The organism is Microbispora sp. NBRC 16548 (assembly GCF_030268985.1).
Lineage (GTDB): Bacteria > Actinomycetota > Actinomycetes > Streptosporangiales > Streptosporangiaceae > Microbispora > Microbispora catharanthi.
On sequence record NZ_BSSF01000007.1, the window covers coordinates 453,141 to 478,967 of the forward strand.

At 72.0% G+C, this 25,827-nt stretch carries 21 protein-coding genes and 1 tRNA gene; 5 read left to right on the forward strand and 17 right to left on the reverse strand.

Annotated elements, in window-relative coordinates:
- Positions 1-96 precede the first annotated feature (96 nt).
- The gene (locus QSK36_RS22365) at positions 97-939 is read right to left on the reverse strand and encodes a spermidine synthase (protein ID WP_285783755.1); all 843 of its coding nucleotides are present in this window, start codon (positions 937-939) and stop codon (positions 97-99) included.
- Between the two features lie 32 nt (positions 940-971).
- Here QSK36_RS22365 and QSK36_RS22370 point away from each other — a divergent pair, with 32 nt between their 5' ends.
- Entirely contained in the window at positions 972-2,627 is a 1,656-nt protein-coding gene (locus QSK36_RS22370; protein ID WP_285783756.1) for a penicillin-binding transpeptidase domain-containing protein, read from the forward strand.
- 16 nt (positions 2,628-2,643) lie between these two features.
- Here the strand turns inward: QSK36_RS22370 and QSK36_RS22375 are convergent, their stop codons facing one another.
- From QSK36_RS22375 to QSK36_RS22385, 3 genes are all read right to left on the reverse strand, one after another.
- Positions 2,644-3,090 (reverse strand): Lrp/AsnC family transcriptional regulator, encoded by a 447-nt coding sequence (locus QSK36_RS22375; RefSeq protein WP_139576866.1) that lies wholly within the window; start codon positions 3,088-3,090, stop codon positions 2,644-2,646.
- A complete protein-coding gene (locus QSK36_RS22380; RefSeq protein WP_285783757.1) occupies positions 3,087-4,442 on the reverse strand; it encodes a transaminase in 1,356 nt (451 codons plus the stop codon). Before QSK36_RS22380 ends, QSK36_RS22375 begins: the two co-directional genes overlap by 4 nt.
- An 82-nt stretch (positions 4,443-4,524) precedes the next feature.
- Positions 4,525-5,181, reverse strand: a complete 657-nt coding sequence (locus QSK36_RS22385; RefSeq protein ID WP_285783758.1) for a TetR/AcrR family transcriptional regulator — start codon at positions 5,179-5,181, stop codon at positions 4,525-4,527.
- A gap of 86 nt (positions 5,182-5,267) precedes the next feature.
- On the opposite strand from QSK36_RS22385, the gene QSK36_RS22390 reads away from it, so the two are divergent.
- From QSK36_RS22390 to lat, 3 genes are all read left to right on the forward strand, one after another.
- On the forward strand, positions 5,268-6,905 hold the full coding sequence (locus QSK36_RS22390; RefSeq protein ID WP_285783759.1) for an amidohydrolase: 1,638 nt from the start codon (positions 5,268-5,270) through the stop codon (positions 6,903-6,905).
- Entirely contained in the window at positions 6,902-8,236 is a 1,335-nt protein-coding gene (locus tag QSK36_RS22395) for an APC family permease (RefSeq protein ID WP_285783760.1), read from the forward strand. Before QSK36_RS22390 ends, QSK36_RS22395 begins: the two co-directional genes overlap by 4 nt.
- 98 nt (positions 8,237-8,334) lie before the next feature.
- Complete coding sequence (lat, locus tag QSK36_RS22400) at positions 8,335-9,621, forward strand: L-lysine 6-transaminase (protein ID WP_285783761.1); 1,287 nt, start codon at positions 8,335-8,337, stop codon at positions 9,619-9,621.
- On the opposite strand, the gene QSK36_RS22405 is transcribed toward lat, so the two are convergent.
- The 12 genes from QSK36_RS22405 to QSK36_RS22460 form a co-directional block, all read right to left on the reverse strand.
- Entirely contained in the window at positions 9,529-9,843 is a 315-nt protein-coding gene (locus QSK36_RS22405) for a helix-turn-helix domain-containing protein (protein WP_139576861.1), read from the reverse strand. The genes lat and QSK36_RS22405 overlap by 93 nt on opposite strands.
- Positions 9,844-9,954: 111 nt before the next feature.
- Positions 9,955-12,273: a penicillin acylase family protein gene (locus QSK36_RS22410; protein ID WP_285783762.1), complete on the reverse strand. Its 2,319-nt coding sequence runs from the start codon at positions 12,271-12,273 to the stop codon at positions 9,955-9,957.
- 7 nt (positions 12,274-12,280) lie between these two features.
- Entirely contained in the window at positions 12,281-14,518 is a 2,238-nt protein-coding gene (locus QSK36_RS22415) for an FtsX-like permease family protein (RefSeq protein WP_285783763.1), read from the reverse strand.
- A complete protein-coding gene (locus tag QSK36_RS22420; RefSeq protein WP_285783764.1) occupies positions 14,515-15,195 on the reverse strand; it encodes an ABC transporter ATP-binding protein in 681 nt (226 codons plus the stop codon). Before QSK36_RS22420 ends, QSK36_RS22415 begins: the two co-directional genes overlap by 4 nt.
- Positions 15,192-15,716 (reverse strand): PadR family transcriptional regulator, encoded by a 525-nt coding sequence (locus tag QSK36_RS22425; RefSeq protein ID WP_161628069.1) that lies wholly within the window; start codon positions 15,714-15,716, stop codon positions 15,192-15,194. Before QSK36_RS22425 ends, QSK36_RS22420 begins: the two co-directional genes overlap by 4 nt.
- A gap of 91 nt (positions 15,717-15,807) precedes the next feature.
- Positions 15,808-15,883 (reverse strand) — tRNA-His (locus tag QSK36_RS22430).
- Between the two features lie 83 nt (positions 15,884-15,966).
- Positions 15,967-16,563, reverse strand: coding sequence for an oligoribonuclease (gene orn / locus QSK36_RS22435; RefSeq protein ID WP_139576857.1), 597 nt, complete (start codon positions 16,561-16,563; stop codon positions 15,967-15,969).
- Between the two features lie 34 nt (positions 16,564-16,597).
- The gene (locus QSK36_RS22440) at positions 16,598-17,605 is read right to left on the reverse strand and encodes a DUF2510 domain-containing protein (RefSeq protein WP_285783765.1); all 1,008 of its coding nucleotides are present in this window, start codon (positions 17,603-17,605) and stop codon (positions 16,598-16,600) included.
- Between the two features lie 19 nt (positions 17,606-17,624).
- Positions 17,625-18,986, reverse strand: coding sequence for a protein kinase family protein (locus QSK36_RS22445; RefSeq protein WP_285783766.1), 1,362 nt, complete (start codon positions 18,984-18,986; stop codon positions 17,625-17,627).
- 91 nt (positions 18,987-19,077) lie between these two features.
- Complete coding sequence (locus tag QSK36_RS22450) at positions 19,078-20,616, reverse strand: serine/threonine-protein kinase (protein WP_225898490.1); 1,539 nt, start codon at positions 20,614-20,616, stop codon at positions 19,078-19,080.
- A 125-nt stretch (positions 20,617-20,741) separates the two neighbouring features.
- Positions 20,742-23,009, reverse strand: coding sequence for a serine/threonine-protein kinase (locus QSK36_RS22455; protein WP_285783767.1), 2,268 nt, complete (start codon positions 23,007-23,009; stop codon positions 20,742-20,744).
- A 60-nt stretch (positions 23,010-23,069) separates the two neighbouring features.
- On the reverse strand, positions 23,070-23,717 hold the full coding sequence (locus QSK36_RS22460; RefSeq protein WP_183540113.1) for a pyridoxamine 5'-phosphate oxidase family protein: 648 nt from the start codon (positions 23,715-23,717) through the stop codon (positions 23,070-23,072).
- An 83-nt stretch (positions 23,718-23,800) separates the two neighbouring features.
- Here QSK36_RS22460 and pdxR point away from each other — a divergent pair, with 83 nt between their 5' ends.
- Complete coding sequence (gene pdxR / locus QSK36_RS22465) at positions 23,801-25,186, forward strand: MocR-like pyridoxine biosynthesis transcription factor PdxR (protein WP_285783768.1); 1,386 nt, start codon at positions 23,801-23,803, stop codon at positions 25,184-25,186.
- Here pdxR and QSK36_RS22470 read toward each other — a convergent pair.
- Entirely contained in the window at positions 25,164-25,703 is a 540-nt protein-coding gene (locus tag QSK36_RS22470; protein ID WP_285783769.1) for a hypothetical protein, read from the reverse strand. The two genes, pdxR and QSK36_RS22470, sit on opposite strands and share 23 nt — an antisense overlap.
- Positions 25,704-25,827: the final 124 nt, after the last annotated feature.

A 25,827-nucleotide genomic window follows, 5' to 3' on the forward strand; every position in this document is an offset into this window, starting at 1 on the left:
GGCCCGGGCCGAGGCTCGTGGACAGACAAGCCAAAGTTCGTGGACGGACTGGCTCAGGTTTGTGGACCGACCCGGCCTGGCTTCGTGGACACTCGACTAATCGAACAGGCCTGGCGGAGGGACGGGGGCGAGGACGGCGTCGCCGTCGTGAATGGGCGCGGCCCCCGCGACCAGGCGGGTCAGGTCCTCGTCCGCCAAGCATCGCGCCTGGGTGAGGCCGCCCGCCGCCTTCCTGGTGAGTGCCTCGATCGGCAGGTCGCCGAGCGAGGCCGCCAGGACGACGTTGCCGAACCTGCGCCCGCGCAGGATGCCGGGCTCGGCCAGCAGCGCGGCGTGCGGGAAGACACGGCTCACCGTGGAGGCGACCCGCTTCACGAAGGGCAGGCCCTTGCCGTCCGCCACGTTGATCAGTGCCATGCCGGAGGGGCGCAGGACGCGGGCGATCTCCGTCATGTACTGGACGGTCGCCAGCTCGACCGGCATCGTCGCGCCCGAGAACGCGTCGAGCACGAACAGGTCGGCCGAGTCGTCCCTGAGGTCTGTCGTCGCCGCGCGGCCGTCCATCACCCGGACCTTCAGCCGGGGCACCGACTTGAGGTTGAGCTGGTCGCGTACGAGCTGGACCAGTTCGGCGTCCGGTTCCACGACGATGTGCCGGGAGCCGGGCCGCCGCGCGGAGATGTAGCGCGGGATCGTGCATGCCCCGCCGCCGATGTGGACGGCGTCGAGCGGGCCTTCGGGCAGGCAGTCGATCACGCTCGCCATGAGCTGCGTGTACGAGAAGTCCAGATAGGTGGGATCGGCCAGGTCCACGTACGACTGGGGGACGCCGTCCCTGATCAGCATCCACCCGTCGGGCCGGTCGAGGTCGCGCAGGAGCTCCACCTCGCCGAAGGTCACCGGATAGCGGCCTGGCAACGGTTCTCTGCTCCTTGCCACCTATGGCTCCTTTCGCATGATATGAGAACCGTATGCGGAACAGGGCCCTGCTCGCCCTCGTCATGGTCGCCGCGGCCATCTTCGTCTTCGGCGTTGCCGGACTCATTGTGTCCGGCAGGCAGGAGCCGGTCTCGGACTTCGTCGCCGCGCCGCGGGGGACGCCCGCACCCGGCGGCCCGCAGACGCTGCAGCTCCGCCCCGACTCATCTCCCGAGCCGTCCCCCGTAAGCTCCCCGGAGGGCTCCCCCGACGAGACGGCCGCCGCCTACTTCCAGGCCTGGGTCAAGAGCGACTACGACGCCATGCGCGAGTTGGTCGACGATCCACCGGACGACTTCGCGGACCAGCACCGCGAGTTCGAGGACGCCGCCCTCTCCAAGTCGCTGCGGATCACGGTCGGCAACCTCGTACGCACGGGGGACGAGACGGCCGAGATCCCCTTCACCCAGGAGCGGGACGAGCAGGACGCCGGCACCTGGCGCTTCGACTCCAGTCTGCACCTGGCCGTACGCGACCTCACCTGGAAGGTCGTCTGGACGCCGTCGGTCCTGCATCCGGAGATCCAGCCCGGCGGCAGTCTCGTCAGGACCGAGCCGGAGAGCGGGCCGCTGCGGCCGGTGACGAGCGGAGGGCGGGAGTTCCCGCAGAACTCGGGCGCCGAGGCCTACCTCGACAAACTGGTGAACCAGGGGGTGGCGCCCACGACCGGCGTGGCCGTGGGATGGGCCCTGGAGGTCGACAACCCGGGCATGCCGGCGAAGACCGTCCTGTCATACAAGCCCGACAAGCGACCGGTCGGCGTACGGACCACGATTGACTACGCCGTGCAGGCAGCGGCGGCCCGGGCGCTCGACGGCGTGCAGCGGGCCGCCATCGTGGCCGTACGGGCGTCCACGGGGGAGATCCTCGCAGTCGCCGACCGGTTGGGCGGCAGGGCGGCGTTCGAGCGCAAGTACGCCCCCGGCTCGACGTTCAAGACGGTCACGGCGGCCGCGCTGCTCACCAACGGACTGTCCCCCGACAGCACGGTGGAGTGCCCGGCGGCCTACCAGATCCCCTTCCATCGGTCGATCCCCAACTACCACAACGAGGACCACGGGACGGTTACGCTGCGCCAGGCGTTCGCCCTGTCGTGCAACACCTCGTTCGCCCGGCTGACGATCGAGCGGCTGAGCGGTGACACGCTGGTCGACCAGGCCAGGGCGTTCGGCTTCGGGGTGCAGGGGGAGAGCGCCGGCACGAGCACGTGCGGCAGCCTGCGGCGGCCGGAGAACCCGGACGCGCTCGCCGAGGACTCCTTCGGACAGGGCACGGTCGAGGCGACCCCGCTGTGCATGGCGCTGGTCGCCGCCGCCGTGGAGAGCGGCGAGTGGCGGCCGGCCCGCCCGCTGGCGGACGAGGCGCCGCAGGGGGAACTGCAGCAGAGCGTGCCCCTGCCCTCCAACGTGGCGGATGGACTGCGCTCGCTGATGAACGCGGTCACGGTCGACGGGACCGCCGCCGGTTCTGAGCTGCCCCAGGGGGTCGCGGGCAAGACCGGCACCGCCGAGGACTGGCAGGGCGGGCAGGACCACGCCTGGTTCATCGGCTACCGGGGCGACCTCGCCTTCGCCGTGTTCGTCGAGCACGGCGGCACCGGCCGTGGCGCCGCCGTCCCCATCGCCGCCCGCTTCCTGAGGGCCCTGTAGGAGGGCCCTGTAAACCTCACACACCGGGCCAGGCGAACCGGTGGGTGTGAATGCCGAAGTAGGTGAACGCCTCGGCCCTGGTGACGCCCGGCACCCGCTTGACGTGGTCGTTGAGCACGCTGAGCAGCTCGGCCGGTTCCCGGCACACCACCTCGGCGAACAGATCGAACGAGCCCGCCGTGAGCACCACGTAGATCACCCCGGACAGCTCGCTGATCCGGTCGGCGACCTCGTGCACGTCGCTGTCGACGCGGACGCCGATCAGCGCCATGACCGGCAGGCCCAGCGCCATCGGGTCGGTGACCCCGACGATCTGCACGACGCCCTCGTCGCGCAGCCGCTGCACCCGTTGCCGTACGGCGGGAGCCGACAGGCCGGTGACCTCGGCGAGTGCGGTGTAGGAGGCCCGGCCGTCCCGCTGCAGCTCGCGCAGCAGGACCCGGTCGACCTCGTCGAGGGTCATGAGACCAGGTCCGCCACGGCCGCGGCGAAGACCTCATGGTGCAGGTCCACGTCGGCCTCGGTGGTGGCGGGGGACATCAGCGCCATGTTGTGGAACGGCGTGAGCAGCACGCCCCGGTTGGCCAGGTAGACGTGCAGGTAGTCGTCCAGGTCGGGGTCGCCTGCCGCGTTCGACTCGCCGCCGTTGCGGGGGGCCGGGCTGGTGAAGCGATACTCGGCGCGAGCCCCGAGCTGCGTGACCGACCACGGCAGGCGGTGCGCGTCGATCACCTCCTGGACGCCCTTGGTGAAGCGGGTCGCCAGCTCGGTCATGGCGGCGAACGCGTCGTCGGTGAGCACGTGCTCCAGCGTGGCGCGCATCGCGGCGACCGACAGGGCGTTGCCGGCCAGCGTGCCGCCGACACCGCCCATGTCGACCAGGTCGAGCCCGTCCATCGCCTCGACGCGCGCCGCGACCTCGGCGGACAGGCCGTAGCCGCCGCTCGGGATGCCGCCGCCGATCGCCTTGCCGATCGTCACGATGTCGGGGTGCAGGTCCCACGCCTTCGTGCAGCCGCCCGGGCCCGCCGAGAAAGTGTGCGTCTCGTCGTTGATCAACAGGCTGCCGTACCGCCGGGTCAGGTCTCTGACGCCCTCCAGATAGCCCGGCTCGGGCAGGACGATGCCGATGTTGGTGAGGGCGGGCTCCATGAGGACCGCCGCGACGTCGCCGTACGCCAGCTCTCGCTCCAGCGAGGGCAGGTCGTTGAACTCCACGACACGCGAGGTGGCGGTGGGATCGACCGGAGCGCCGACGTTGCCCTCGCGGGACACCTGTTCGCCGTCCGGGCCGACCACGAGGAGCACCTCGTCCACGCTGCCGTGGTAGCAGTAGCTGTTCACGAGGATCTTGGGCTTGCCGGTGATCGCCCTGGCCAGCCGGATCGCCCACCGGTTGGCGTCCGTGGCCGTCAGCGAGAAGCTCCAGTAGGGCACGCCGAACCGGCGGCCCAGCTCGGCGCCGACCCAGGCGGCGTCCTCGGTCGGCATCATCACCGTGGCGCCGCCCCGCCGGCCGAACCGGTCGGCGACGGCGTCCACGGTCGCCTGGGGGGAGTGCCCCGCCATCGCACCGGTGTCGCCGAGGCAGAGGTCGACGTACTCGTGGCCGTCCAGGTCGGTGACGCGGGCGCCGCGGGCCTCGGCCAGGTAGAGCGGGAAGCCCGCGGCCGTCTTGTTCATCCAGGTCATCGGCACGCCGCCGAACAGGTGGCCTCTCGCCTGCTCGTACGCGGCGGCCGAGCGCGGGTTGCGCCCCCGGAACGCGTCGCGCTCGCGGTCGAGCAGCCGGGCCAGGCGAGTACGGTCGATCATCATCCCTGCCTCAGAAAAGATCGCTGCACTCCGTGCAAAACCACGGAATCTGAAGCAAAGGTACACAAAGGCTTCTGAATCGTCATCCCATGGCCGCGAGCGTCCGCCGCAGCCCCTCCACGATCGAGGCCAGCCCGACCTCGAAGGACAGGTCCGCCGGCGGGCGTCCGCTGGAGGTCGCGGCGTCGTCGCGGGCGCGCACCGTGGCGGCGAAGACCGGGACCTGCGCGGCCAGCGGCCCGGCGTCGAACATGTCGGGCGGCGCCACCAGGTCGAGCGCCGAGCCGAGGATGAACGACTCCACGGCCACCATCACCGGGATGACCATCGCCTCGGGCCAGCCGCCGCGCCGCAGGCCGGCGACCACCTCCTCGTACATCCGCAGCGTCCGCAGGGCTCCGATGATCGGCAGGGTGGCCAGCAGCGAGATCGCGGGCGGGTGCGCGGCGAACGCGTCGCGGTAGCCGTGGGCCCACCGCACCAGCGCCTCGTCCCAGGGCAGCTCGGCGAACATCGAGGCGTCGATGGCGTCGGAGACGATCTCGCGGACCGCCGCCAGGATGTCGTCCTTGCCGCTCACGTGGTTGTAGAGCGAGGACGGCCGCACGCCCAGCCGTTCGGCGAGGGCGGCCATGGAGAAACCCTCGGCTCCGGCGTCGTCGATCAGGGTCAGCGCGGCCCGCGCTATGGCCTCCCTGCTCAACACCGGCTTGACCGGCCGTCCCACCCGCCGTCGCATTCGGCCCGCAGCCCCCTTCCGCTTTGCCCTTCGACAACCTATCCTCATCCCACTAAACGAACGTCATTCGATTTATCGGGACGCCCATGTCGCGCACCCTCTTCAGCAACGGCACTGTCTGGACGGGCACCGGCACCACATCCAACGCCTTGTCCATGCGGAACGGCCGGATAGAGGCACTCGGAGCCGCCGCTCTCGCGGGAACCCACGACGACCGTGTCGACCTGCGGGGCGGAATGCTGTTGCCCGCCTTCGGCGACGGCCACTGCCATCCCGACCACGCCGGGTTCGAGGCGACGGGCCCGCAGGTCAGAGGGCTGAGCACGGTCGAGGAGATCGTCGAGGAGGTCCGCCGCCACGCCGCCGCGCATCCCGGCGACGGATGGATCATCGGCGGCGGCTACGACGCGACGATCGTCCTGGACGGCCTGTTCGACGCCCGGTGGCTGGACGAGGCGGTGCCCGACCGGCCGGTCGCGCTGCGGGCCTGGGACTACCACACGTTGTGGTGCAACTCCGAGGCCATGCGGCGGGCCGGCCTGGACGCCTCCACGCCCGACACGCCCCGCGGCCGGTTCGCCCGCCGCCCGGACGGCGCGCCGCTTGGGACCATGATCGAGTGGGACGCGGTGGACGCGGTCCTCGTCGCCGCCCCCGCCCGCACGACCGAGGACCTCGTGACCGCGCTCGCCGCCGCCACCGAGGCGTACGCCGCGGCCGGGGTGACCTGGATCCAGGACGCGTGGGTGGAGCACGGCACGGTCGAGGCCTACCTGGAGGCGGCCCGCCGTGGGCTGCTCGCGACCCGGGTCAATCTGGCCTTCCGCGCCGATCCGGTGCGATGGCGCGAGCAGCTCGCCGAGTTCGCCGCCGACCGCGCGCGGGTGCGGGCGCTCGGGCACGACCGGCTCACCGCCGCCACCGTCACGGCCAACACGGTCAAGTTCTTCGTCGACGGCATCCTGGAGAACCGCACGGCGTCGCTGCTCGCGCCGTACAGCGACGATCCCTGCACCCGGGGCATGCCCGTCTGGCCGTACGGCGAGTTGCTTGAGGCCCTGACGGCCGTGGACGCGATGGGCCTGCAGGCGCACCTGCACGCGATCGGCGACGCGGGCATCCGCACCGCGCTGGACGCGATCGAGCACGTGACGCGGGTGAACGGCCCGCGCGACCGCAGGCCGGTGATCGCTCATGTGCAGGTGCTCGCGGAGGAGGACCTGCCGCGGTTCGCCCGGCTCGGCGTGATCGCCAACCTCCAGCCCCTGTGGGCGCGCACCGATCCCCCGATGACGAAGCTGACCTTCCCCAGGATCGGACCGGAGCGGGCCCGGCGCCAGTACCTCATCGGCTCGTTGCTGCGCGCCGGGGTGCAGGTGTCCTTCGGCAGCGACTGGCCGGTGAGCGACCACCGCCCGCTGGCCGGGCTGCCGGTCGCGGTGACGCGGGAGAACGCCGAGCGTGAGCCGCCCGGCGGCTGGCTGCCCGAGGAGTGCATCGGCATCGAGGAGGCGCTGTCGGCGTACGGCGCGGGGGTCGCCCACCAGGCGTTCGCCGAGGACGAGCGCGGCACCCTGGTCCCCGGCAAGGTGGCCGACCTGGTCTGGCTGGACGGCGACGTGCGGCGGCTGGACCCCCATGACATCGCGGAGACGACGACCGTCCTCGGCACGTGGGCGGCCGGCGTGAGAACCTTCCCCCCAGCCAACAGGAGTGGCGTATGACCGAACCCGCCGGACTGAAGCGCGTCCTCGGCGTCCCCGGACTGACCTTGTTCGGGCTGACCTACCTCGCCCCGGTCGCCGTCTTCACCACCTACGGCGCCGTCACCCAGGTCACCGAGGGTCACCTGCCGGCGGCCTACGTGGTCGCCCTCGTGGTCATGCTGTTCACGGCGTTCAGCTACGGCAGGATGGCCAGGGCGTACCCCACCGCCGGGTCCGCCTACACCTACACCCAGCAGACCTTCGGCGGCCACATCGGCTTCATGACCGGGTGGACGCTGATGCTGGACTACCTGTTCCTCCCGATGATCAACTTCCTGCTCATCGGGATCTACCTGAACAGCCGGTTCCCCGAGGTGCCCCAGTGGATCTTCACCCTGGCGGCGCTGCTGCTGGTGCTCGTGCTCAACGTCGTCGGCATCACGGTGATGAACCGGGTCAACGTCCTGGTCGTCGGGCTGTCGGTGGTGCTGATCGTGGTGTTCGCCGCGCTGTCGCTGAAGCACCTGACCGGTCACCCCGCGCCGTCGCCCTTCGCCCCCTTCACTCCGGGCTCGGGCGTGTTCGCGGGCGCGGCGATCCTGGCGCTGAGCTTCCTCGGGTTCGACGCCGTCTCGACCCTGTCGGAGGAGGCGAAGGAGCCTCGCCGGGCGATCCCGCGCGCCATCGTGCTCACCACGCTCATCGGCGGCCTGCTGTTCGTCCTGGTCGCGTGGATGGGGAGCCTCGTCCACCCCGGCTACGACGACTTCGCCAACGCGGACACGGCGGGTGTGGACATCATGTCCGCGCTCGGCGGCGCCGCTTTCGAGACCATCTTCGTCGGGATCTACGTGGTCGGCGCCTTCGGGTCGGCAATGACCACCCAGGCGAGCGTCTCGCGCATCCTCTACTCGATGGGCCGCGACGGCGTGTTGCCCCGCGCGGCCTTCGCCCGGTTGCACCCGCGCTTCCGCACCCCGGTCGTCGCGACGGCCGTGGTGTCGGCGGTCTCGCTCGTCGCGCTGTTCATCAGCCTGGACAACGCCGTGGTCATGGTCAACTTCGGCGCGCTCATCGCGTTCTCCATGGTCAATCTCACGGTCGTCAAGCACTATCTGCTCGACGAGGGACGCCGCTCGGCCGCCGACCTGGTCCGGTACGGCCTGGTCCCGCTGGTGGGCTTCGCGCTGACGATCTGGCTGTGGACCAGCCTCTCGGGTGTCACGTTCACGGTCGGCCTGATCTGGATGGCGGTGGGCTTCGTCTATCTCCTCGCGCTGACGAGGATGTTCACCCGCAGGCCGCCCGTGATGAGCTTCTCGGATGCGGAACCTACCCTTGTGGCCTGAAAAATGTCCTCTTGAGGTGCTATCTGTGCGAAAACCCTTCACATAGATGGCCTGATGTGAGGGAATCATCTCGTTTCCCAGCATGACGCGGAGGCGAAATGGACCCCACCACTGTGCACGACGCCCTCGCACGGCACCTGCTCGTCGACGGCTACCGTCTCGTGCTCGACCTGGACAGGAGCGCGGGCTCCTGGCTGGTCGACGCCCGGGACGGGCGAAGGTACCTCGACTTCTACACGTTCTTCGCGTCGTCGCCGCTCGGGGTGAACCCGTTCGCCGACGACCCGGAGTTCGTCGCACTGCTCGGCCGGGTGGCCGCCAACAAGCCGGCCAACTCCGACATGTACACCGTCCACCTCGCCGAGTTCGTGGAGACGTTCCGGCGGGTGCTCGGCGACCCAGAACTGCCGCACCTGTTCTTCGTCGAGGGCGGGTCGGCGGCCGTGGAGAACGCGCTCAAGTGCGCCTTCGACTGGAAGAGCCGCTGGAATGAGGCCCACGGCCGCCACCCCGGCCTCGGCACCCGCGTCCTCCACCTCACCCGGGCCTTCCATGGCCGCGGCGGCTACACGCTCTCGCTCACCAACACCGACCCCGTCAAGACCGACAGGTTCCCCCGGTTCTGCTGGCCGCGCGTCGACGTCCCCGCCATCCACTTCGGGGACGTCGAGCGGGCGGAGGAACGGGCGCTGGCGCAGGCCAGGGAGGCGTTCGAGCGGTTCCGCCACGACATCGCCTGCTTCATCGCCGAGCCGATCCAGGGCGAGGGCGGCGACAACCACATGCGTCCCGAGTTCCTCCAGGCGATGCAGGCGCTCTGCCACGAGTACGAGGCACTGTTCGTCATGGACGAGGTGCAGACCGGCGTCGGCCTGACCGGCACCCCCTGGGCGTACCAGCAGCTCGGCCTGGCCCCCGACATCGTGGCCTTCGCGAAGAAGGTCCAGGTCGGCGGCGTCATGGCGGGCCGCAGGGTGGACCTCGTGCCCGACAACGTGTTCCACGTCAGCGGCAGGATCAACTCCACCTGGGGCGGTGGCCTGGTCGACATGGTGCGTTCCCGCCGGATGCTGGAGATCATCGAGCGGGATGCCCTGATCCCGAGGGCGGCCATCCTGGGCGAGAAGCTGCTGGGCGCCCTCCAGGGTCTGGAGGCCGAGGGCCTGGTCGCCAACGCGCGCGGACGCGGGCTGATGTGCGCCTTCGACGTCCCCGACCCCGGCGGGCTGGTCGCCCGGCTCCGGGAGGAACGCGCGATCCTCGTCCTGCGCTGCGGCGAGCGGTCCGTACGGCTACGCCCTGCCCTGTCCGTCCAGCCGGACGAGCTTGAGTACGGCCTGGCCGGCCTGCGTGCCGTCCTCACCGGGGATCTGGCCGGGAGCTGACGGCGCCGGTGGCGCGGGTTCGCCGCGCCAGCGGCAGATGGCCGTCATCCTCGAGTCCACGCCCAGCTTGGCGTAGATGCGGTTGACGTGGTTTTTCACGGTCTTCTCGCTCAGGAACAGCAGCCGCGCGATCTCGCCGTTGGAGTGACCGGTCGCGATCAGCTCCATGACCTCGGCTTCTCGCTTGCTCAGCCCCATTGCGGTGCGGTCGTCGATTCTCATCCGGCCTCCGTAGAAGACGATCAGAGATCGCCGAGGCCCCCGCACGGCGGTTGTGAGGCAGCATAACCCGCAACGTCCACCTTTGGGGAAAAATGCACTGACTTGCCCGGGTCAATGCCCCCCGTGGACGGTGACGGTTTCGAGGTGCGGATCGGCGGCGATCTCGGCCGCGGTGAAGCGCTCGGTCACCCACCCGCTGCGCGAGAACAGGGCCGTCTGGTCGGTGTGGTGGGGCGATGCGGGGTTGGCGGACAGGGAGTAGGTGAGGACGGTACGCGTGCGGGGGCCGTCCTTGGTGAGCTCGACGGCCATCATGAAGCTGGATCCGGTGTTCACCTCCGGGTAGCGCCCGTCCGCGCCCAGCGGTCCGCCCGTGCGTACCCGGTCGAAGCAGCCCTCCCCTTCCGTGCAGCCGGGAATCGGGATCGAGGAGTAGCTCTGCGCCTGCCCCGGGGTGAGCGTCAGCGGGATCCGGTTGGACTGGAAGTAGCGCACGGCGTCGGCGAGGGCCTGCCGCACGGCCGGGTCGTCGCTCTTCAGCCCGCTCGGGGTGGTCAGCGGGCGCGCGGGGTCGAACGGCACTCGCCACGGACTGAAGACCGGCTCTCCCGGTTTGGTGGGACGGCCCAGCCGGGTGAAGAACTCGCGCCACAGAACGGCGCCCTCGCCGTCCAGGGTGGCTCGCCCGTTCCACTTCCCCAGCGTCCGGCAGGCCTCGCGCACGTCCGCACCGGGGCCCGAAGAGGAGCGGTGGGTGCGGCACAGCTTCAGCAGGTCGTCGCGCATCAGCTCGAAGGTGAGGTTGCGCTTGCCGTGCACCGTGGCCTGCAGCGTCTCCAGGGTGAAGCCGGGCGCGCCGAGCCCGTCGGCCCCGGACAGCCGCTGCGCGATCATGTCGAGGCTGACCCGGGGGCGCGGCTCCAGGTCGGTGCCCGTCTCGCCGTACGCCTTGGGATAGCCGGTGAGCGGCTTCGCCGGGTTCGCCATCCAGTAGGTGTTGTTGGAGTTGGCCACGTAGTCGGCGCGGATCAGCCTCGGCTGGCTGCCAGGCCCGAAGATGCCCGGCACGACGGCGTCGCCGTCCCTGCCCCACAGGCACGCGGAGGTCGAGCCGTCCAGGACGTACGCATCGAGGCCAGGAACGGGCGAGGGCTTGGCACAGCGCTCCGCTTCTTCGTCGGTGACGTGGGGGACGACCGAGGTGTCGGCGAAGTAGGCGGTCCCGCTCACGTCGGTGGCGAGGGTGTGGACGAACGGCATCCCCTGGTAGGTCCCCTGGGCCTTGCGCAGCTCGTCGAGGCTGCCCGCCCTGGCCATCGCCAGCCACTCGTCGGCCGCCCGCAGGTTGGCGGCGTTCGCGTCAGCCAGCGCGTACGCCGCCACCTCGTCGCTCTGGCCGACGGCGAGCACCGGGCCGTAGCGGGAGGTGAGGAGCGTGTGGCCGGAGACGGTGCCGTCCGGCAGGGCGACCTCCACCTCCTGCTCGCCCATCGGCTCCGCCCGGCCGTCCACCAGGTAGCTGTGGCCGCCCGCGAGTTCCAGCCGGTAGACGGTGAAGCGCTGGGCGTGGGAGACGGTGTGGGCCCAGGCGACCTTGGCGTTGTGGCCGATCTGGACGACCGGGGTGCCGTACAGGCTGCCGCCGGAGACGTCGAGCACGCCGGGGATGGCGAGCTGGACCTGGTAGAAGCGGCGGATCCCCTGCCAGGGGAAATGCGGGTCGGCCAGCACCATCCCGCCGCCCCCGCGTGTGGCCTGACGGCCGAGCGCCCAGGCGTTGCTGCCCGCGGCCGGCTTGGGCTGTGGTCTCTTGTCTTCTGGGGGTCCCTCGGGTTCGGCTATCCCGGTGATGGCCTCCTTCAGGCTGGAGCTCGAGACCATCCGGCTGAGGTCGAGCAGGTTGTTCCACATGTCGGTGGCGGTGATCGGGCCGACCCACGCCTTGCCCCGGCACCTGGGGTCGGGCAGGTTCGCCACGCCGGTGTCCTGGAGGTAGCGGTTGTATCCGGCCACGTAGCCGTCGACCATGCGGCGCAGGTCGTCGCTCGGGCCGACCGGCGCGGGGCGGGCCAGCAGCCGCCGTACGACGCCGGAGCCGGCGACGCTCTTGTAGTAGACGTCGCTGGCGAGGTTGGCGACCGGGCGGACCGGGTCGTCGGACTCGGCCTTCGGGCCGAAGTAGCGGGAGCGTTCGCCGCGCAGCGTCACCACCCAGGAGGCCAGCGTGCACAGGTTGTCCTGGGCGAAGGCGTAGCCGTACCCGAATCCGAGGCCGCCGTAGTCCTTGGCGGTGACGTGCGGGATTCCGTACTCGGTGCGCCGGATCGTGGCCGAGTAACTCCCGTCGGCCGCCGCGGCGGGCACGGGAGACAGGGGATACACGGCCGGGGTGAGTAAGGCCAGCGCGATCATCAGTGGTCTGAGCTTCATCGGTCTCCTATTCGAAACGCGCGTTGTCGGGCGTGGTCATGCGCCGCAGCAGCGGCAGCGTCGTGAGGATCACCAGGAGGGAGGCGGCCAGGCCACCGCCGAGGGAGGCGAAGTAGACGGGTCCCGGCATGGCGATCGACGCGCTCTTCATGGCGAGGGCGTCGATGAGCGGCTCGGCGACGCCGAAACCGGCGCCGGAGGCGAGCGCCGCGGCCAGCACGAGCGGCAGCGCCGACTCCAGCAGCACCACCGCGGCCAGGGTGCGCGTGGGCGTGCCCGCCAGCCGCAGCAGGGTGAACGGCTGCCTGCGCTCCACCAGCCCGCCGCCTGCCGCCACCACGAGGCCGCAGGCGCCGGCGACGAGGGTGAGCCCGACCACGGCCAGCGCGACGTTCTCCGCCCGGGTGTAGAGGTCCGCCCTGACCTCGGCGACCTCGGCGAAGGTCATCGGCGCTTCGACGGTGTAGCCGGCCAGCAGGGTGCGCAGCCGCTCCAGTGTCGCCGGATCGCGAGTAGTGATCATGACGGCCGCCAGGTCGAGCCCGTCGGCGGAGGCGGGCGGGCTGGCCGGGCCCGCCAGCGGAAGGAGTCTGTCGACGGTGAGAGGGTTGTCGGCGCCGACGATGCGGGCGAAGTTGCCCGCCACGGCCCGGGCGCCGTCGGGGCAGCGGCCGAGCACGGGGAAGCGGGCCAAATTGGAGCACTCGACGACGTACGGCGCGGGCGGCGGGCCGTCGGGCCGCGGGGGGACGTGTTCGATGTCCGCCCTGGCATCGATCGGCAGCGCGTAGATCGGCAGCACGTCCACGCCCGGGCGGGCGTGCAGCCGGTCGAGCAGCTCCGTCCCCGCCCGCGGTGAGAGGCCGGAGACGCCCGGCCGGTCGAACCTGGCGCCCAGAACGTCGTTGAGTGTGCCCCCGGCCACCTTCTGCTGGCCGGCGACCACCGTCGGCACGAGGGCCGCGATCGTCGTCCCGATGAACACCGCCAGCACCAGCCCGCTCACCGACCTGAAGGCGGCCTTCGGATCGGCGGCCAGGCGCCGCGCGGCCAGCAGCGTCGCTCCGCCCCGGGTCAGCCGGGCGGTCAGGCGTGCGGCGACCATGGTCAGCCAGGGGCCGGCCAGCATCAGCCCGACCATGACCAGCGCGAGCGCGACGACGGCCAGCAGATCGTCGGGCTTGCCGTTCCGGTACACCGGGCCCGCGAACATCCCCAGCCCCGCCAGCAGCGGGATCACCCGCCACGCTCGTGGCGGGGACGCGGCGGTCTTCCTCGCCACGCCGAGCGGCGAGATCCGCACCCGGCGCAGCGACCACAGGGCGGCGCAGGCCGCCACGACCGGCACGCCGCCGAGCACGGCCGCGTACTGCCAGGCGTGCGGGGCGACCAGTTCGGGGAAGAACCGGGCACCGGTGATCCGCACGCCGGCCACGGCCGGCCGTACGAGCTGGAAGACCGCGAGGCCGGCCAGCGCGCCGGCCAGCGCGCCCAGCGCGGCGTCCACCGTCGCGAGCACGTTGATCTGCCGCGTGGTGGCTCCGACCAGGCGGATCGCGGCGAAGCGGGTCTCGCGGCGAGCCGCGGCCAGCCGGGTGGCGGTGCCCACGAGCACCAGCAGCGGGACGATCAGCCCGACGGCGGCGACGCCGAAGCCGAACCGGTAGACGTCCGCGCTGTCGTCGAACGCGGGCATGGTGGAGACCGCGGAGACCGTGTCGACCTGCCTGGCGCCGGGCAGGGCGGCGACCTGATCCGGCGTCCGCCCTACCACGATGACCAGCTCGTCGGGCCCGGACAACGCCGCGTCGCCGATCAGCCCGGCGCGCGTGCCGGGGAAGCGGGCGGCCAGCTCCTCGGGCGGCGCCGAGTCCAGCAGCCCGGCCAGCGCGGGCGAGGCGTAGTACTGCCCCGGGCCGGGCATGCGGGACAGGCCGGGGACGGCCGGCGCCCGCGTGCCGAGCGCGGCGGCGTCGAGCCTCTTGATCGTCCGGCCCGCGTAGAAGTCCTCGTGGTAGTTCCACAGCGCGCCGTCGGCCGTCGCGTCGAGGGCCCAGCCACTGGGCGCCGAGCCGGTCGTGCACTCCCAGCAGGGGCGGCCGTCGGTGGCCTGGAAGGCGTTGAACAGCGACAGCGTGGACAGCAGCACCGCGACGCCGGCCGCCACCCCGACGACGATCAGCGCCAGCCTGGCCGCCGCCTCCCTGCCGCTGCTCAGCGACAGCCGCAGGCCCAGCCGGATCATCGGAGGACCCCGGTCGTGTACGGGTCGGAGACACGGCCGTCGCGCACCACGACCTCCCGGTCGGCGCAGGCGGCGACCCGGGCGTCGTGGGTCACCACGATCACGGTGGCGCCCTCCTCGCGGGCCAGGCCCACCAGCAGGTCCATCACGTGCTCGCCGGTGAGCGTGTCGAGCGCGCCGGTCGGCTCGTCGGCGAACACGATCCGCGGCCGCGTCACCAGCGCTCGCGCGATAGCCACGCGCTGCGCCTGCCCGCCGGACAGCTCCCCGGTGCGCCGGCCGCCCAGGTCGGCCAGCTCCAGCCGCTCCAGCCATTCGGCCGCCCGCCGCTCGGCGTGCTTTCTCCTGGTGCGGCCCAGCAGCAGCGGCAGCATCACGTTGTCGGCCGCGGTCAGCTCGGGCACGAGCTGGCCGAACTGGAAGACGAAGCCGAAGGCGGTGCGCCGCAGCTCGCTGCGGCGGCCGTCGTCCAGGGTGTCCAGGCGGCGTCCGTCGAACCAGACCTCGCCGCTGTCCGGTGTGAAGATGCCGGCCAGGCAGTGCAGCAGCGTCGACTTGCCGGACCCGCTGGGACCCATGATCGCCACGACCTCGCCCGCGGCCACCGACAGGTTCGCCTCCCGCAGCGCGGGCGTGCTGCCGTAGGAGCGGCTGACCTCCCGAGCCTCGATGATCACGACGCGCGCACCATCTCGGCCAGGGCCCCCAGCCGGGCCTGGGTGACGTCGATCCACCGCAGGTCCGCCTCCAGGTGGAACATGGCGTGGTCGGCCAGCAGGGCGTCGGTCAGGGGGCCGCCGCGCTTGACCTCCGTCAGCTCCCGCATGCGCCGCATGTGCGTGGCGCGCTGCGCGTCCAGATAGCCGGCCGCGTCACGGCCCAGCATCAGCGCCAGCACGACCTTGGTGAACAGCACCGTCTGCAGGTACGGCTCGGCCGCGACCGGCTCGGCCAGCCACGTGGCGACCTCCTGCCTGCCCAGGGGGGTGATGGCGTAGCGCTTGCGGTCCGGCCCGTCGCCCGGTTCGCTCTGCCCGGTGACCTTGCCGTCCCTGGCCAGGCGGCCGAGCGTGGAGTACACCTGCCCGAAGGGCAGTGGCCTGCCCCGGCCGAAGAAGGCGTCGTAGTCGCGTTTCAGGTCGTATCCGTGGCTCGGCTCCCGTTCCAGCAGGCCGAGCAACGCGAGGGGAACGGTCATGTCCGTGACTATACATCGAGTGTATACGCGGAGGTTATAGTCACTCATAAAAAAGCGAACGGCCGATCCGTCCGGACCGGCCGTTCGCCATTGGGGTGAGTGATGGGACTTGAACCCACGACATCCAGGACCACAACCTGGCGCTCTGCCAGCTGAGCTACACCCACCATGTCCGCCGTTCGAGGCGTACGAAGAAAGTGTAGCGGTATTTCGGAGTCCTCCGCGCCCTCAATACCGCTCGCCCTCCGCGTCAGGACCCGGAGACGGCCTCCGCGACCTCGCGGGCGGTGGCGGAGTCTGGGCCGGGCTGCGGCACGAAGACCGCGGCGCGGTAGTAGCGCAGCTCCCGGATGCTCTCGGTGATGTCGGCCAGCGCGCGGTGCCCGCCCTGCTTCTCGGGGGAGGCGAAGTAGACCCGGGGATACCAGCGGCGGGCCAGCTCCTTGATCGACGAGACGTCGACCATCCGGTAGTGCAGGAACGCGTCCACCAGCGGCATGTCCCGGGCGATGAACGCGCGGTCGGTCGCGATGGAGTTGCCGCACAGCGGCGCCTTCTTGGCCTCGGGCACGTGGGAGCGGATGTAGTCGAGCACGACGGCCTCGGCCTCCGCCAGGGTCACCCCCGTCGCGAGCGCCCGCAGCAGTCCCGAGGCCGTGTGCATCTCCCGCACGACCTCGGACATCTGCTCCAGCGTCTCCGCGGGGGGCTTGATGACGACGTCCACGCCCTCATCCAGCTGGTTCAGCTCGCCGTCGGTGACGATACAGGCCACCTCGATGAGCGCGTCACGGCCGAGGTCGAGCCCGGTCATCTCACAGTCGATCCAGACCAGCGGGTCAGTCATGGCTCAAGAGTAATGCTGAAGGGTAATGGGGACGTCACTGAGATTGAAGCGAGTCCTCCAGGCGCTTGATGACCGACTGGTCCAGGTTGTCCGGCACCGAGACGTACAGCATCGCGGGACGGGCGTTCTGACCGCGGTCCACGAGGATGATCGCGCCCTTCTCCTTCTTCCACTTCAGATTGTTGGCCTCGGCGACCTTGGTGAAGTCCATCTCGAACTCGATGACCCAGCCCTGCTTGCCGCTCACGGTCAGCGCCTCGTTGCGGAGGATCTTGCGGTCGTGCTGGATGCCGTACCAGGCCCGGTCGTAGGTGAGCAGCAGCCCTTGAGCGAGCGGCCCCAAGCCCTGCGCGCCGCTGTTGGGGAAGACCTGGGGCACCTCGGCCGTGTAGACGCTGCCGACCCAGTCGTTGCCCCTGCCGTCGTAGTTCGACTGGGACGTCGCCTGGCAGCCGCTCGTCCACAGTGGACTCGTCGGGTCGGCCGGGTTGTTGATGTCCTTCGATTCCGGCACCTGCCACTTGTCGCCCGGGTACGCGTACGACAGGCCGGTCACCGGGTCCGTGATGCGGTCACCGGACGGCTGGGGAAGCTGGGGCAGCGGCGGGGTGGACTGCTGCGGTTCCTGCTCGGGCGGCACGGTCTGGTCGAGCTGCGGGGCCGTCGCGGTGGTGTCCGGCCGGGCGAGGGCCGCGCCGGCGCGATCGCGCAGCACGATGACCGCGCCGCCGATGACCAGCGCGAGCACGACCACCGCGGCGATGCCGCCCACGATCCACGGCCAGACCGGCGCCGTACGCCGCGGCGCGCCGAACTCGGGCATGGGAAGCTGCGCCGTCTGGTTCTGAGGTCCCCACTGGGGCTGTGTCCACTGCGGGGCCTGCTGAGCGGCCTGCTGAGGGGCCTGCTGAGGAGCCTGGGGCGGAGCCCCGGCCTCCTGTCCGGGAGCGTGGGTGGCGTCGGTCCACTGGGTGCCGTCCCACCAACGGAGGAGAGGGGAGCCGTACGGGTCCGGATACCAGCCGGCGGGGGTCGTCGTCATGCGCGCCACACTAATGAAATCAGCATTTGTAGGTGAAACTTGCCTTGTCCTGGAGCGGCTTCCCCGTCGTCGTGGGCGACAGGACGCGGAGTGTGGCCGTGCCCTTGAACGATCCCGATCCGGTCACCTTCCAGTGCAGGGGGAGGTCCACCGACGTGTCTCCAGAGGAGACCCGCTGCTCCTGCTCCAGCGGCTTGCGGTCGTCGCTGCGGATCCAGAGGTAGCGGATCGTCCCGGCCTCGCCGTTGGTCGTGACGACGCCCACGAAATCGGCTTTGCCGTCGCAGCGCACCGTCTTCTTGGGCGCCTTGACGTCGACGTCGCTCACCGCGAGCGGCACGCCGGGCGTCTGGCGCAGCCACAGGATCACCGCCGCGATCAGGATCGCCAGCAGCAACGTCCCCGCCCACGCCGTCGTACGCCTCCGGCGCCGCCGGGGAGCCGGACCGCCGGCGTGGGTGGTCGTGATGGCGTCGGAGGTCTGCCCGGCACGCCAGATCTGCGCCGCCGTGGTCTCGGTCGGGACCCCGGGCCCGAAACGCATCATCACGTCGCCGCGGCCGTCGGCCGCATTCGGCAGGTCGAGCCCGTCCGCCGCATTCGGCAGGTCGAGCAGGGTCACCGCCTCCCCGCCGGCAGAGCCGGCCGCCGCGCCCGCGGGGAGTTCGGGGGTCGCGGTCGCGGCGAAGCCGTGTGCCGCGTGGGCCAGCCGTTCCCTGCCCATGCCGGGGAACGCCTCGCGCTCGGCGAGCAGGGTGTCTCGCGCGGCGGCCAGCCCATGGGCCGCGGCGGCGGACGCACGCCGCAGCGCCGCAGCGGCGGGTCCCTGCCCGCAGTTCGCGGCCAGCGCGCCGGCGAGCGCGGCCCAGGCCGCCACGTCCTGCTCCGCGGACGCGTGCTCGCCCCGCAGCGCCCGCAGCAGGCCGCGCTCGGCCAGCAGCACCGAGCCGTTCTCCCCGATCACGACGGTCCCGGCATGCAGCGCGCCGTGGGCCAGCCCGGCGGCGTGCACGGCGAGCAGCGCCTGCGCGGTCTCCAGGAGCACGGTCGCCGCGCCGCCCGGGTCCAGGCGGCCGGCGGCCATCAGGTCGGCGACGGTCGGCGTCGCCCGTGCGGTGATCAGCCAGACCTCGTCACGCGCGGCCACCAGGTCGATCACGGGCAGCAGCCCGATCGGCCCGCCTCCGTGTAGACGCACGTCGGCGCCGACCGCCGCGACGAGCCGCTCGCGCGCCTGGGCCGCCGTGACGGCCAGGGGATCGAACCGCAGCACCCCGGACGGCCGCCCGTCGGGGGAGACGGCGTCCGCCCAGGTGCCCACCTCGCTGGGCCGGGTGCGGCCGGTGAGCCGGTGTCCCGCGACCGTCACGCCTTCTCGCATCTACCGCCGCCTTCGTGCCGTCCCCGCCTGCGTCCCATGGCCAGTGTGGCGGGAACGAGGCCGGTCGTCACCAGGGCCGCGGCGAGCACGCTCATAGGATCTCCGGCGGCGAACCGGGCGAGAGCGTCAGTACGGGCGGGTTCTCGGTCGAGGGCTCGGTCGAGGGCTGGGGCGAAGGTTGGGTGGAGGGCTGCGTCGTGGGCGGGTTGCTGGTCTGCGTGGGCTTGGGCTGCCTGGTCGCCGGCGGGTTCTTGGGCGGGTCCACCGTGACCGTGGGCTCGTCCGAGGGAACGGGCTTGGGCGACGGCTTCGGCGTGGGCTTGGCCGTGGGTCTGGTCGTGGGCTTGGCGGTCGGCTTCGGCTTCGGCGAGGGGCTGGGCCTGCGGGTCGGCCGCTGGGTCACGGTGGGCCGCACGACCGGCGTCGGCGACGCGCCGGGCTTGGGCTTGGTGGCCGCCGGGGTCGGCGTGGGCTCCTGCGGCTCCTCGGTGGGGTCGTCGCCGGAGTCGTCGCCGGAGTCGTCCTCCACCTCGATGGAGGAGGGATCGACCGCGGGCGGGCTCGGCGTCTCGATCGTCGTCCCGGCCTGCAGAGTCGTGCCGCCGCTCACGGTCTGGACCAGCGCCACCGTTCCGCCCGCGATCACGACCATCCCGGCCAGGGTCAGGCCGATCTTCATGCGGGTCTGGCTCAGCAGCCCGCCGAGCCTGGTCTCGGCCAGCGCGGTGCCGGTCTCGGGGGCGTTCTCCTTCAGCGGGAAGAACGGCACGAGCAGCCCGGCGAGCGCCGCGAGCCGGCGCCGTCCGCGCTCCTCCCAGGCCGGGCCGTACGCGCCGGCGGCGACGGTCTCGAGCTCCCGCACGAACTCCTCGGCCGACGCGAACCGGTCCTCCGGCCGCTTGGCCATGCCGCGCTCCACGAGGTCGCGCAGCGGGGGCGGCACCTCGTCGACCGGAGGAGGGGTCGCCTGGTGCTGGCGGGCCAGCGCGGCCATGTTCTGCGCGCGGAACGGCCGTCCGCCGGTGAGGCACTCGAAGAAGACGACCGTGGCGGCGTAGACGTCGCTCGCCGGTCCGGCCTTCCCACCCGACCACTGCTCCGGAGCCATGTACGGCGGCGTCCCGGCCGCCCTGACCCCCTCGCCGGCCTGCGCCGCGATGCCGAAGTCGACGAGCTTGCTGGTGCCGTCGCCCTCGACCATGACGTTCTCGGGCTTGTAGTCGCGGTGGACGACGCCGATGGAGTGCGCCGCGGCCAGGCCGAGCAGCGAGCCCTTGAGCACGGTGAGCGCGGCCTCGGGACCGGTCGGGCCCTCCGAGCGGAGCATCGCGCGCAGCGAGACGCCGTCGATGAGCTCCATGACGATGGCGGCGCCACGCGCGGTCTCGACGTACTCGTAGAAGCGCGCCGCGTGGGGATTGGGATCCATGGCGGCGAGCAGACGGGCCTCGTGCCGGAACCGGGCGACGAAGTGGAGGTCCGCCATCATCTCGTCGGACAGGTACTTGATCGCCACAGGGATGTCGTCGGCGTCGTGCCGCGCGAGTATCACTCGCCCGGCGCCCCCCGTGCCGAGTTCACGAATCTCCGTATAGCCGGGGACGCGCCAGGCGCCCGTATGGCCGTGCATAACGGTCTGTCTCCTCATCGCCTGGGGCCCCCGCCATATGACGAGACCGTAGTTTAGTGATGACGTTGCGACTGCGATGAAAAGTCACGATTTAGTCAGGCTGAGTCGTCAATGATGGTCCGGGGTCATTTGATGCACGGATCCGTCTGCCGGGTGATCGTGGAGGCGCCGCCCGCCGCGGCCGGGGAGGTCGACGCGGTCACGCCGTAGGAGTCGCAGGGCCAGCGGGAGTAGGTGTACGAGGCCGTGACGGTGTAGCCGGTCTTGCCCGACAGGCTGAAGGTCCGGGTGGTCACCGTGGAGCCACCGGTCATCCAGGCGAGGTTCAACCGCACCGCGGAGGTGTTGCCCGCGGTGACGGCGATGGTGGCCGTGGCCGTAGTCCCGCTTATGTCCAGGCTCTGCACGCGTACCTGACCGACGGAGGCGGGGCAGGTCACCGCGGCCGAACGCGACGCGGCGCCGCCGGGGCCCGCGGGATCGGTCGAGGCGTCGAACGTGACGCTCTCGCCGCAGGGGCGGCGCGAGAAGGTGTACGACAGCGTCCGCGTGTAGGTCCTCGCCCCGGACAGACGGACCGTCTTCGCGCCGCCGCCCGCGGAGGGCGCGGAGAACCGTCCGGTGAGGTCCACCGGGCCGGTGCCGTCGGTGGTCACCGTCACGGTGGCCGTCGCGACCCCGGCCGAGGACACGACCGGTGTGCCGGCCTTCAGCTCGGTGACGGAGGTCGGGCACGGCGGCGCCTTCGCCGTGGCCTCGCGGGCGCCGCCCGGCGCGGCGAGGCCGGTGGTCACGCTCATGCCCCAGGTGCCCGAGCAGACGTGGCCGAGGTCGCCCGAGACGGTGCGGGTGTAGGACGTCGCGCCGCTGAGGGTGAGCGTGCGGGTGGCGGTCACCGTGCCGTTGGCGGTGAAGCGCACGGTCAGGGTCACCTTGCCCGGCCCGCTCGTCCTGACGGTGACCGTTCCGGCGCCGGTCGCGCCGTCCTTGCCTGCTCCGGCCTTGTACGACAGCCCGCCGACATCCAGGCCGGCGACCTTGACGAGCGAGGGAGAGGGCGACGGCTTCCCCGAGGGTGTCGCAGAGGGCCTCGGAGAAGGTTTCAGAGAAGGTTTCGGAGAAGGATTGGGTGAGGGCTTGGGAGAGTGCTTGACCGTGGGCGCAGGGGTGGGCACCGGGGACGGGCTCCGCACGGGCGTCTCCGTGGACACCGGCGAGGGGGACTCCGAGAAGGTCTCGTGCGGCGTCTCCTCAGGGACGACCGGCGACGCGGACGCCGTGGCGGGCACACCCGTGTTCCCCGCGCCCGTGTTCCCCCCGCTCGTGTTCCCCCCGCTCGTGTCCTGCGACGCCGCGACGGTGCGCGTCCCGGCCGAGCCGAGCGCGTACGCGCCGATGCCGCCGCCCGCGACCACCACCAGCACGGCCCCGGCGGTGAGCAGGACACCCCTGCTCCTCAGCGACCGCAGCGTCGTGGTGAACAGCGAGGTGCCGGCCTCGGGGGGGCGTGTCCGGTTCAGCGGGAACGTCGCGGCCAGGGTGGCGGCGAGCGCGGCCAGCCTGCGGCGGCCCCGCTCCTCCCACGCCGGGCCGTACGCCGCCACGGCGGCCTGCTCCAGCTCGGAGACGAACGCGGTCGCGCTCGCCGGCCGTAGCGCGGGGTCCTTCGCCATGCCGCGCGCGACCAGGTGCCGCAGCGGCTCGGGGACCTCCTCGACCGGCACGGGCGCCGTACTGTGCATGTGCCGGAGGACGGAGTACTCGGTCGCCCGGTAGGGCCGGTGGCCGGTCAGGCACTCGAAGAAGACCGCGGTCGCGGCGTACACGTCGGACGCCGGCGAGGCGGCCGTGCCCGTCCACTGCTCGGGCGCCATGTACGGCGGGGTGCCGGCCGGGAAGCCGAGGGCTCCTCCGGCCCGCACGGCGATGCCGAAGTCGGCGAGCTTGCTCGTCCCGTCGGCGGTGACCAGCACGTTCTCGGGCTTGTAGTCGCGGTGGACGACGCCGGTCGCGTGTGCCGAGGCCAGGCCGAGCAGGGAGCCCTTGAGGACGGCGAGCGCGGCCTCGGCGCCCGTCGGGCCCTGCTCGCGCAGCAGCGCCCGCAGGGTGGGGCCGTCGACCAGTTCCATGACGATCGCGGCGCCCCGCCCGGTCTCCAGGTACTCGTAGAGCCGCACCACGTGCGGGTCGTCCAGCTCGACGAGCAGGCGGGCCTCCTGCCGGAAACGGGCGACGAATCCCTCGTCCCGGCGCAGGTCCTCCGACAGGTACTTGATCGCCACCGGGGCGCCGGACCCCTCGTGGACGGCGAGGACGACGCGCCCGCCGCCTCCCGCGCCCAGCTCACGCGTCACCGTGTAACCGGGCACATTCCAGTGCTCGGCGGAACTCATACGGCCTCCCTGGCTGATGAAGGGTCGGCCGCAGTGTCGGTGAAACCGCTTGCAATCCGCTTACAGCCGCGGCTGACGGTTCCCGATGTGCGGGGGAACCGGGATGCCGGGCGCGAGGCGCGGGTCGGGCTCGGGAGCGCCCCACGACACGGTGAGCGGCAGCACGCCCGCCCAGACGGGCAGGTCGTAGTCGTCCTCGTCGTCCTTCGGCGGCCCCTGCCGGACCTTCACCGACGCCTCCTCCAGGGACAGGGCGACCACGGCCGTGGCGGCCATCTCCTTGCGGTCCGGCAGGCGTACGGCGTCCCACTGCCCGGGGGCGAGCTGCTCGGTGATGGCCCGCAGGCCGGCGAGCCGTTCCTCGGGGTCGTCCACCATCCGGGCGAGGCCGTAGACCATGGCGGACCGGTAGTTCACGGAGTGGTGAAACGCGGAGCGCGCCAGCACGACGCCGTCGAGGTGGGTCACGGTGACGCAGACCGGGGTGCCGAGCGCGGCCCGCAGCGAGGTGGCGGCGGTGGAGCCGTGCAGGTAGAGGGTGTCGCCGATCCGCCCGTAACCGGTGGGGATCACCATGGGGGACCCGCCCGCCAGCACGCCGAGATGACAGATGAGGCCGGCGTCCAGGATCGCGTACAGGTCGGCGCGGTCGGTGCGGGCGCGGTCTTTCGACCGCCTAAGAGTGGTACGGGCGGTTGTGGAGAGCATGTCCGATACGTTAGGCCGAAGTGGACCGGCGGAACACGTCCACTCAGTGCCCATACGGGGAGACCACTTTTGCGGAGAACACTGTGCGCGTGACCATAGATCTGCCGCTGGCGGTGGACCGCGAGTCCCCGGTGCCGCTCGCCGTCCAGGTGGCCGGCCAGTTGCGGGAGTCCATGCGCACCGGCCGGCTCAGGGCGGGGGAGCGGCTGCCGTCCACGCGGGCGCTCGCCGCGCTGCTGGGGGTCAGCAGGACCGTCGCGACCGACGCCTACCAGCAGTTGTACGCCGAGGGGTGGCTGGACGGGCGGCACGGCTCGGGCACCTACGTGGCCGACGACACGGTGCCGTACGAGCAGCCCGGCGCGCAGGCGGTCGAGGCTCGCGGGGCCGCCCGCCGCGAGCCGGCGCCCCCGGGATGGGTGGACCTGCGGCCGGGACGGCCGTGGGTGTTCGGGTACGACACGGCGGCCTGGCGGCGGGCCTGGCGCTCGGCCGGCGAGCTCGCGCTGAACGCGTTCCCCGACCCCTACGGCCACCCGGAGCTGCGCGAACTGCTGGCCGACCACCTGCGCAGGGCCAGGGCCGTGCCGGTGGGCGCCGGGAACGTCATGGTCACCAGGGGCACCGGCAACGGCCTCGACCTGATCGCCGCCATGCTGCTCGGGCCGGGGAGCCGGGCCGGGGTGGAGGAGCCCGGCTGGCGGGCCGCCCGGCGGATCTTCGCCTCACGGGGCGCGGAGGTCGTGCCCTGCCCGGTGGACGAGCAGGGCGTGATCGTCGAGGCGCTCCCCGACGACCTGCGGGTGCTCTACACCACGCCCGCGCACCAGTTCCCGGTCGGTGGCAGGCTGCCGATCCCGCGCAGGGAGAAGCTGCTCGCCTGGGCGCGCAGGACCGGCGCGATCGTGGTGGAAGACGACTACGACGCCGAGTTCCGCTACGACGTCGCGCCGCTGCCCGCGCTCTACGGGCTCGACCCCGGGCGGGTGGTGCTGCTCGGCACGCTGTCGAAGTCGCTCGGCCCCGACGTCGGGCTCGGCTGGCTGGTCGCCCCCGCCGACCTGCTCGACGCCGTGGCCGAGCGCCGTATGCACCTCGCCGACCGGACGTCGGGGCCGGTCCAGCGGGCCGTGGCGACCCTGCTGGAACGCGGCGACCTCGACCGGCACCTGCGCAGGATGCGGCTGGAGTACGCCCGCAGGAGGGCGGCCATCGTCGAGGCGCTCGGGCCGTACGTGCGGGGCGACACGGCCGGGCTCCACGTCATGGTCAGCCTGCCCGCCGGCGTGGTCCCCGGCCTCGTACGGCGGGCCGGGGAACGCGGCGTGCTCCTGGACACGACCGAGGCCCACCACCACGGGCCGCCTCGGGTGCACGGCCTCGTGCTGGGTTACGGCTCGGCCTCCCGCGCCGACGTGCGGCGCGGGTGCGCGGTGATCCGGGAGCTCATACCTCCTGAAGGAGCCTGAGCTCGCTTCCGGGCAGGGGGGCCTCCAGGTTGAGCGCCTCCTCGCCGATGATGCGGGCGATGTCGATCGATCCCGGGTCGCCCTCCCTGGTGCCGGGCACCTGGGAGTGGCCGAAGTGGCCGCCTCGCGCCCACAGCCGTTTGCTGCGCTCGGCGGCCAGGGAGTGCGGATAGGGCAGCGGAGGGCCGGCCGGCCAGCGGCGCGGCACCTCCCAGGAGTCGAGCCAGGCCAGGATGTCGTCCAGACCGTCGAGCTTGGTATCGGTGAACGGTTCCCTCGCCGAGCCGATGACTTGGATCTGCACGCAGACCCGTCCGTTCCTGCCGCGGTCCGCGGCGAGCCCGCCGCCCGCCCTGGTGGGCGGGAGCAACTGGACGATCTCCCCGGTCACCGGGTTCCACACCAGGTGGGAGGGCCGGTGGAGCTGGATCAGCCGCTGGGCGACGGACCTGGCCGAGACCCCTTGGGGGTCGGCGGGCCAGATGAACCAGACGGTCCTCGGGGCTCCTCCGAGCATCGCTCCGGAGTCCCCGGGGGAGGGAAGTCGGCTTGCGCCGGGCAGCCATGCTTGGGCCACAATGCCCCCTCAAATCCTCGGTCGCGTCGTTTTTCCCCTTTCAAACTTCCGCTGACACCTCGCG